This is a genomic window from uncultured Ligilactobacillus sp. (assembly GCF_948826705.1).
GTDB lineage: Bacteria > Bacillota > Bacilli > Lactobacillales > Lactobacillaceae > Ligilactobacillus.
Window position 1 is genome coordinate 1 of the sequence record NZ_CAQLEL010000107.1, and the last position, 8,730, is coordinate 8,730.

At 38.9% G+C, this 8,730-nt stretch carries 12 protein-coding genes; 1 reads left to right on the top strand and 11 read right to left on the bottom strand.

From position 1 onward, the window contains the following. From Q9Q35_RS07290 to Q9Q35_RS07330, 9 genes are all read right to left on the bottom strand, one after another. Window positions 1-331: GNAT family N-acetyltransferase (locus tag Q9Q35_RS07290; RefSeq protein WP_304652785.1), on the bottom strand; the 331-nt coding region annotated here is incomplete at its 3' end. Window positions 332-398: 67 nt separating this feature from the next. Continuing rightward, window positions 399-1,289 carry a site-specific tyrosine recombinase XerD gene (gene xerD, locus Q9Q35_RS07295; protein ID WP_304652786.1) on the bottom strand — a complete coding sequence of 297 codons (891 nt, stop codon included), beginning with the start codon at window positions 1,287-1,289 and terminating at the stop codon, window positions 399-401. Next, entirely contained in the window at window positions 1,273-1,755 is a 483-nt protein-coding gene (locus tag Q9Q35_RS07300) for a Fur family transcriptional regulator (protein ID WP_304652787.1), read from the bottom strand. The genes xerD and Q9Q35_RS07300 overlap by 17 nt, the downstream gene beginning before the upstream one ends. Window positions 1,756-1,771: 16 nt before the next feature. Then, window positions 1,772-2,635 (bottom strand): S1 RNA-binding domain-containing protein, encoded by an 864-nt coding sequence (locus Q9Q35_RS07305; protein ID WP_304652788.1) that lies wholly within the window; start codon window positions 2,633-2,635, stop codon window positions 1,772-1,774. A gap of 441 nt (window positions 2,636-3,076) precedes the next feature. Next, window positions 3,077-3,952, bottom strand: a complete 876-nt coding sequence (gene tsf / locus Q9Q35_RS07310) for a translation elongation factor Ts (protein WP_304652789.1) — start codon at window positions 3,950-3,952, stop codon at window positions 3,077-3,079. 146 nt (window positions 3,953-4,098) lie between these two features. Further along, window positions 4,099-4,896 (bottom strand): 30S ribosomal protein S2, encoded by a 798-nt coding sequence (gene rpsB, locus Q9Q35_RS07315; protein ID WP_004047620.1) that lies wholly within the window; start codon window positions 4,894-4,896, stop codon window positions 4,099-4,101. A 175-nt stretch (window positions 4,897-5,071) separates the two neighbouring features. Then, on the bottom strand, window positions 5,072-6,067 hold the full coding sequence (locus Q9Q35_RS07320; protein WP_304652790.1) for a D-2-hydroxyacid dehydrogenase: 996 nt from the start codon (window positions 6,065-6,067) through the stop codon (window positions 5,072-5,074). Window positions 6,068-6,208: 141 nt separating this feature from the next. Beyond that, the gene (locus Q9Q35_RS07325) at window positions 6,209-6,496 is read right to left on the bottom strand and encodes a GIY-YIG nuclease family protein (protein WP_304652791.1); all 288 of its coding nucleotides are present in this window, start codon (window positions 6,494-6,496) and stop codon (window positions 6,209-6,211) included. Further along, window positions 6,480-7,238, bottom strand: coding sequence for a tRNA1(Val) (adenine(37)-N6)-methyltransferase (locus Q9Q35_RS07330; RefSeq protein WP_304652792.1), 759 nt, complete (start codon window positions 7,236-7,238; stop codon window positions 6,480-6,482). The genes Q9Q35_RS07325 and Q9Q35_RS07330 overlap by 17 nt, the downstream gene beginning before the upstream one ends. A 206-nt stretch (window positions 7,239-7,444) precedes the next feature. On the opposite strand from Q9Q35_RS07330, the gene Q9Q35_RS07335 reads away from it, so the two are divergent. Then, window positions 7,445-8,071 (top strand): 1-acyl-sn-glycerol-3-phosphate acyltransferase, encoded by a 627-nt coding sequence (locus Q9Q35_RS07335; RefSeq protein ID WP_304652793.1) that lies wholly within the window; start codon window positions 7,445-7,447, stop codon window positions 8,069-8,071. Between the two features lie 48 nt (window positions 8,072-8,119). Here Q9Q35_RS07335 and Q9Q35_RS07340 read toward each other — a convergent pair whose 3' ends face one another. Together Q9Q35_RS07340 and Q9Q35_RS07345 are read right to left on the bottom strand one after the other, a co-directional pair. Beyond that, entirely contained in the window at window positions 8,120-8,344 is a 225-nt protein-coding gene (locus Q9Q35_RS07340) for a YneF family protein (RefSeq protein ID WP_304652794.1), read from the bottom strand. 80 nt (window positions 8,345-8,424) lie between these two features. Further along, window positions 8,425-8,721: a DUF896 domain-containing protein gene (locus Q9Q35_RS07345; protein ID WP_304652795.1), complete on the bottom strand. Its 297-nt coding sequence runs from the start codon at window positions 8,719-8,721 to the stop codon at window positions 8,425-8,427. Window positions 8,722-8,730 lie beyond the last annotated feature (9 nt).

Consider the following 8,730-nt stretch of genomic DNA (forward strand, 5'->3'; position numbering starts at 1 on the left):
CTATCAAGGTCGAAGCTTCAATATTACCCATGATCTTCTTATCTGGATAAAGTTCGGCTAAGTCATCTAGCATCAAAAAGCACAGTCCTTGACTTCTTTCCGTTGGTGTTACTGCTATCTGACGTACCATGATAAAATCTTCATTTATTTCGGTCCCTAAAACCCCGACAAAATCACGATTCTCATTCTTCCATAAATATAGCACATGCGAACTATCAGCTTCGTACCATTCAATTTCCGTCTTCAAATTAGCGATCTCTTTTAAATCAGGGATAAACGATAACAATCCCATTGCGATTTTTTCATAGTCACTTTTATACTTATAAAGCATTTTCTCCTCCAATAGCCAATTGCTCTTCTGATTATGCTAGATTACCACAAATTCATGTGAAAGACAATCATGCATGCGGATGAGCTTCATTGTAGATCTTAGCTAAACGTTTCTTAGATAAGTGTGTATAGAGTTGTGTTGTTGAAATATCTGCATGTCCTAATAGTTCTTGGACGATCCGCAGATCAGCTCCATTTTCTAAAATATGGGTCGCAAATGAATGTCGCAATGTATGTGGAGTCACATTTTTCTTGATCCCCGCGAATTTGACCTGCTGTTTCAAATTTTTCCAGATCCCCTGACGAGTTAACTGATTTCCATGAAAATTCACAAATAAATAATCATTTGTTGTTCTCAATAGCTTAGGACGCGCCGTTTTTAAATAGCGCTGGACCCACATTACAGCTGTGTCTCCGATCGGAACGAGCCGCTCTTTTTGCCCCTTACCTAGCGTTTGGATGATCCCCAATTCTAAATGCAGATCTGCTAATTTTAAATTGATGACCTCACTGACCCGTAAGCCAGTCGCATACATCAATTCTAAGATCGCACGGTCACGTAACCCCAACGGCTTTTCTACATCCGGTGTTTGAAGTAGCATTTCAACTTCAGACACCGACAATACTTCTGGCAGATGGCTTTCTTTTTTAGGCAATTCGATCAGTTGCATCGGGTCTTTAATGACGAGCTCTTCTTGCATCAAATAACGAAAAAAACGTCTTAAACTCGTAATACAACGACTGATCGAAGTTCTTTTTTTTTGATGTTGTAATTGGCTCTCTAGATACAACATGATCAAATCACGATCGACCTGAGTCAGCGTAATTTTTTTTTGCTCTAAAAATGCTGCAAACTGGTGAAGATCTTGCCCATAACTCAGAAGTGTATTTTTAGATAGACCACGTTCGACTTTGAGATAGTGTAAATAATCAGCTATCACTTCAGATGTTTGAGTCATCTGCTTTCACTTCCTTGATCACTTGTTTTCGTTGGCAATCTTGACAAATACCCAAAAAAGTCAGTCGATGATCTGTAACTTCAAAATGATATTGCCGTGCAAGCCGTTCTTCAACATCGATCAGCATATCTTCGTAGATCTCAGTCACATTACCACAAACACTACATACAAGATGATGATGAAAATGCCCCTTATCGCTAGTTTTTAGGTCAAAGCGAGCGATCCCATCTTCAAAACTGATCTTATTAACGATCTGGATCTCGGCTAAAACGTCCAATGTACGATATACAGTTGCTAAACCAACTTCAGGATACTTTTGACGGAGTAAAGAATAAACCTCTTCGGCCGAAAGATGCCTAGTTTGATGCTCAAGTAACACCGCGATCGTTGCCTTTCTTTGAGGCGTTAATTTAAAGCCTTGTGCATGTAACTTTTGTTCGATCTTTGCTAACTGATCCAAGGTCATCCTTCCTTTCTACACTCTATTTGACTAAGATCAAATATCCATCTCGTTGCACAACTAGACCCGCTTTCATTAAATGACCGACTGCGCGTTTAAATTGTCCTTTACTGATCCCAAAATAGACTTTGATCTCGGCCGGATCACTCTTATCTGTAAACGGCAAACGCCCATCTGCATTATGTTGTAAAGCAGCTAAAAGCATTTGAGCATCATCACTAATAGCTTCATAAGCACGTGGACGCAATGAAAGATTCAATGTCCCATCTGGTCTTACTCCGATCACCCTAGCTTTAACTTCTTGACCTAAACGTGGTTCTTGATCACGTTCCGACGGATGAATAAATCCTAATTGATAATCTTTAGTGATAACATATGAACCTACCATCTTCAAACGATAGACCGTTGCTGTCACGTCTTTATTCATCATCTTTTGACTTGCAACATCACCTACAGCTTTAAACATCTCCATCGTAGCTAATTCGCCCCAAAGACGGCCTTTATCATCTACACGTAACGCGATCATTAAATGGTCGCCTGCTTTAGGCCAAAGATTTTGCAATTCAGGTAAAGTATCGGTCGAAACCACGATATCTTTGTTAGGTAGCCCGATATCAACGAAAACCCCTAAGCCACGTTGGACCTTTTTTACTTCCCCCCATGCATAACGATCAAAACCGCTCTTAGGCTCATTTTTAGTTAACTGTAATTCATGATCTTCATTTTCATAAGCAAAGCCTGAGATCATAGCCCCTAGTTTAGGTAACTTCAAAAGTTCGCTCTTAGCGATCCTAAAAGTCGTTCCTTCTTTTTGAGCAAAAACATAGTCTGCATTTTCGTCAATAACCATGGCAGTAATATTGCGTCCAATTAAATCTTTTAACATTATTATTATGACCCCTAACTATTCTGACTAGAAACTTCTTTCTCTATTTTACCTAAAAACACTATGAATTGCGAATTGTTGCGTTAAATATATCATAGATTATCATTATGTTCTCAGAAAATAGTGTCCTATCTCAACTTTTTAACATATTACTTATCCAAGCAAAACATGAGATTGAACAATAACGAAATGCACCAAAGTTTAAGTAATATCGCGCCGCAAATAATTATTATTAAATAACTTACTACTTTGTTTTGGGAACAATAGCTCGAATAAGCATTAAATAATTCAACAAGTTCATTCCATAATTAATTTTGATGCTATCACATCTAATTGTTTATTTTTTCTGCCCACTATTTGCCCACTGGATGTATTTTTCCCATAAGTACAAAAAAAGAACCCCTGATAGATCAAGGGTCCTAACGTTAAAATAAGCGAATGTTATTTAACTTGGCTCATAACTTCTTCTACAAAGTTATCAGCTTTCTTTTCGATACCTTCACCAACTTCGTAACGAACAAAGGATTTAACTTTGCCGTCCTTAGAAGCCATGAATTTAGCAACTGTCAAGTCTGGGTCCTTAACAAATGCTTGGTCATCTAAAGCAACTTCAGCAAAGAACTTGTTCAAGCGACCTGCAACCATCTTTTCGATGATGTTTTCTGGCTTGCCTTCATTCTTAGCTTCTTCAGTTAAAACTGCTTTTTCGTGTTCTACTTCACTAGCAGGCACTTGGTCGCGGTTCACGTACTTAGGATTGATAGCTGCAACGTGCATTGCAACGTCTTTAGCAGCCACTTCATCAGCACCTTCAACAACAGTTAAAACAGCGATCTTACCACCCATGTGTAAGTAAGCACCGAAGTTTTCGTTGTCAGCTTTTTCAACTAATTCAAAGCGACGCAATGTGATCTTTTCACCGATAACTTGTGTAGCTTCGATGATCTCTTCGTTGATCGTACCTTTGTCAGTCTTGATAGCCAAAGCAGCTTCTAAATCGGCTGGTTTATTTTCTGCGATCAAACCTGCAACACGTTTTACAAGGTCCTTGAATTGTTGGTTTTGAGCAACAAAGTCTGTTTCAGCGTTGATCTCAACAACTGCAGCTGTGTTACCTACAACTTCAACGTCAGCTAAACCTTCAGCAGCAACACGGTCGCTCTTCTTAGCAGCCTTTGCCATACCTTTTTCACGCAAGAAATCAATAGCTTTGTCCATGTCACCATCAACAGCAACTAAAGCTTTCTTAGCATCCATCATACCTACGCCAGTTTTTTCGCGTAATTCTTTTACTTGAGCAGCAGTAACTTTTGCCATAGCCTAGTGGCCTCCTTAGAGTGATTAATTTGGAATACTTTTGGTATAAACACCATGGTGTACCCAAACCATAATTTAAAAAAAGGCCATCTCAAGACTAAGGCCAAAATGCCTACCTAAAACCTGAGACAGCCTAAGTTTATTAACTATTCAGCATCTGTATCGTTGTTGCCTTCAACAACTTCAACGATTTCTTCGATGGATTCAACTTCTTCGCCGTTAGCAGCTTGGAAAGTTTCTTCTGAAACAGGTGCATCATCTTCGCCTTGACGACCTTCGATGATCGCATCTGCCATCTTAGATGTGATCAAACGTACGGCACGGATAGCATCATCGTTTGATGGGATCTTAACATCGATCTCATCTGGATCAGCATTTGTGTCGACCATAGCAACGATAGGAATGTTAAGCTTTTGTGCTTCCTTAACAGCGATACGTTCCTTGCGAGGATCCACGATGAACAATACATCAGGGATACGCGGCATATCTTCAATACCACCAAGGAATTTTTGAAGACGATCGCGTTCTTTGATCAATAGGGCAACTTCTTTCTTAGGTAACACTTCAAATGTGCCATCTTCTTCCATTGCTTTGATCTCTTTTAGACGTTTGATACGTTTTTGGATCGTGTTCCAGTTTGTCAAAGTACCACCTAACCAACGATGGTTCACGTAGTATTGACCTGCACGTTTTGCTTCTTCTTCGATCGCATCTTGTGCTTGTTTCTTTGTACCAACAAACAAGATAACACCATCGTTAGCAGCAGCATCTTTCATAAAATCGTAAGCATCGTCGATCAACTTAACAGTTTTTTGTAAGTCGATGATGTAGATACCATTACGTTCTGTGAAGATGTACTTCTTCATCTTAGGGTTCCAACGACGTGTTTGGTGACCAAAATGTACACCAGCTTCAAGTAATTGTTTCATGGAAATAACAGCCATTACAATTAACCTCCAAAATAGTTTTAATTATCCTCCCCTATGTTCAACGATCAAAAAACTCAAATGAGCACTCTTTTGACCATCGCATAAGGTGTGAATTGTACCTTTATAGGCACTCCTGATATTATAACCTACTCCTAGAGTAATTGCAATCGTTTCTGTTAAAAAATCAAGCTTATTTTGCTTGAACTAAGGTCGGTGCCGTTCCAGTCTCGATCACCGATTTAGCCGAATCTAATGAGATATTTACCATATTTTCAACCGCTGTTTCAGTGTAAAAAGCAATGTGTGGCGTCATCACGACGTTATCTAACGCAACTAACTCTTTGAACAGCTCATCTTTAACACCTGTTTCATTTAGATCATGGTTAAAGATCGGCGTCTCAAATTCATACGTATCTAAACCAGCACCACCTAATTTGCCACTCTTCAAAGCCACAAGCAAAGCTTTAGCATCGATCAAAGAACCGCGAGCAGTATTGATGATATAAGCGCCATCTTTCATTTTTTCGATCATTTTAGCATCGATCAGATGACCATCTTTGTCAGAGCCTGGCATATGCAAGGTCAACACATCCGCTTTAGCTACCAGATCTTCTAGCGTATCAACATAGATGCCCTCATTTTCCAATTTAGGATCATGATACGGATCAAAAGCCAAGATCTTAGCACCAAAGCCTTTATAAATATCGATCGTAGCTTTACCGATCCGCCCCGTACCAACGACCCCGATCGTCAAAGCTCTGATCTCTTTACCAACAAAGGGGGCCCAGCGATAATCATTGGCAGCCATTCGCTTGCGGAAAATATTTTGATTACGCAACAATTGTAGTAAGATCGCTACTGAAAATTCAGCGATCGCATTAGGCGAATATGCTGGCACATTAGTTACAGCGATCCCATATTTTTTAGCTTCAGCTAGGTCTAAATTATCCACCCCGACATTTCTGATCGAAACATCTTTGACGCCATAGCCAGCCAAAGTTTCAAAAAGCTCAGCTGGATAGGTACCAGTTTGAAAGCTGATGACGGCATCATATCCCTTAGATAAGCTCAAGTTTTCGGACGTAACTTCATCTGCAACTAATTTTATTTCAATATTATTTTCTTGAGACCAATTTTCAAAATAAGCACGTTCATCTTGACGTACATTATACGCAATAAACTTCATAACGAATTGCTGCACCAAATGTGAATCTAAATGAAGAAATGCAGCCTTCCTTTCTTGAATTTTAGCTAGCTTTCTCTTGATGATCTCACATTTTAACTTCAAATCTAAAGCTAGCACTTCAATTTCTACTATAACATAAATCTATTTTAACAAATATTTCTCAGCGACTCCATGTTTGCGCAAATACCATTCCTTTTGTTGGCGTGTTAGTTGTTTGAACGCGTATTCTTTTTTAAGTGCCAAACTTTTAGTCGCAAATTGCTCATGATAGATCATTTTCACAGGACGTCGAACGCGTGTATATTTAGCTCCCCGCCCACTATTATGGGTCATTAAACGCTGTTTGAGGTCAGTCGTAAAGCCCGTATAAAAAGTGGCATCAACACAGCGTAAAACATAGAAAAAATACTGTTTATCCCGCTGTTCCATATAAAATTTTCCTCATCTCAAGTGTATATTCATCATTTGCTTGATAGACTGTGATCGGAGACAAAAAGCGTAACCCACCTTTACGTCCATCTTTGATTGCTTCGACTAAGACCATATTGGCTTCACGTCCTTTTTTAGGATAGACTAGTTGGACCTTCTTTGGGGCTAACCGATTTTTTTGCATGCATTCAAAGATCTCAAAAAGTCTGTCAGGGCGATGAACAAAATAAGCTTTACCTTTAGTTTTTAAAAGCGCACTGCTCATTTCGATCGTTTGAGCTAAAGTCACCGTGATCTCATGACGGGCCAACGCCAGATATGGATTAGGATTTTTTTTACTAGTCGGAAGATCTGAAAAGTACGGTGGATTACATGTGACCGTATCAAAGCTATCTTTTTTCAAATACGTCAACGAATCATTTAGATCAAGATTCAAGACGGTCACCTGTTGTTCTAAAGAATTTAATTCGACACTGCGTTTAGCCATTTCAGCTAATTTAGGTTGGATCTCAACAGCCACGATCGAAGCTTTAGTTTTGTTTGTTAAAAATAGACCAACTGCTCCATTTCCCGCGCAAAGATCGACTATCTTGCCATTTTCTTTTTTAGTTGGGTCGGCAAAATGAGCCAATAACACTGCATCCAAAGAAAAAGAAAAAACTTTTGAACTTTGAATTATTTTGATATCGTTAGCGTATAACTGGTCGATCCGTTCATCTTCTCTTAATTCGATTTTATTCAAATCAAAACACCTTCTTTTACTCTTTAACGTGACTTGCAATTTTAAGCTAAATTTAGCATACTAAAAAATGTACAATAAATAAATAGTGCTGTCCAAGTATTGAAGCCACTTGAAAGTTAAACTGTGAGTAGGCAAGCAGTAGCGCTATCTAAGAAAGGAAGGCTATAGAACTTTCAAATCTCTCACAGTCTATAGCAGTAAACACCATGTTTTATTCATTTATTCGAGGCCTAGTTAGGTTTCTTGTTTATCTGATCAACGGTAAACCAAACTTTGAGGGCAAGGAAAACTTACCTTCAGGAAATTATATTTTGGTTGGCCCACACCGCACCTGGTTTGATCCCTTGTATTTTGCCTTAGCAGCTTCTCCCAAAAAGTTCAGCTTCATGGCAAAAGAAGAACTTTTCAAAAATCCAATTTTGCGGTTTATCTTAAAACATGCCAACGCTTTTCCGGTCGACCGAAAAAATCCAGGTCCCTCTGTGATCAAGACCCCCGTTAAGTTACTTAAAAAAAGTGATCTTTCTTTGATCATGTTTCCTTCTGGGACTAGACATTCACAGGAAATGAAAGGAGGCGTCGTTTTGATCGCTAAAATGACTGGTGTCCCGATCATTCCTGCCGTTTACCAAGGCCCTTTGACTTTAAAAGCACTATTTAGCCGTAAAAGGACAACAGTTCGCTTTGGCGAACCGATCTACGTTGATCGCAAAACTAAATTGACCGATGAGACCCAAGCAACGATCATCACTGAAATGGAACAAGCCTTTACCAAACTGGACAAAGCGATCGATCCGAGCTTCCGCTACATCGATCCTACAACAAAAAAATAACTAAAAATAGGTTGGACGCGTAAGTCACAACCTATTTTTAGTTTTAAATTATTTTTTAGACATATTTTGCTTCATTGAAGCCATCATTTGATGAAGTTTCTTTTCAGAAGGCTTTTGCCCCATCTGAATCATCATCGTCCGCAACATTTGTTCATTGATCGGCGGATTTTTCTTCAAATAGTCTTCCATGTACTTACGAGCAGCAAAGAAACCACCAACAAAGCCAAGGATAAGCGCCAAGACTACAAGTACGATCCAAACTCCAGTAGACATTTCAGCACCCCCTTCTTATTATATTCATTCAACTACTTATTCTACACAAGTTACCCTTAAAAATAAAGCGCTAAACAACTTTAATTATCACGCAAACCACGTTCACGTTGGATCTTTTTGACTTTTTCTGGAGTAACTTCATTGCCATCTTTATCGTAGACTTGTAACATTTCTACATGGCTACGGAAGTTTTCTCTAAACATTGCTAAGTAAGTCTTACGCAGTTCTTGTTGCTCTTTTTTTTCAGCTTCTGTTAGCGTACCTTCTTTTTTCTTTTTAGCCAATTCATTGATACGATCGATCAATTCTTGTGGGATCGCACCCTTTTTTGCTTCCGTTGTTTCTGACGTTTGTTCTAATTTTTCGTCTTTTTCCATGTTAAATTC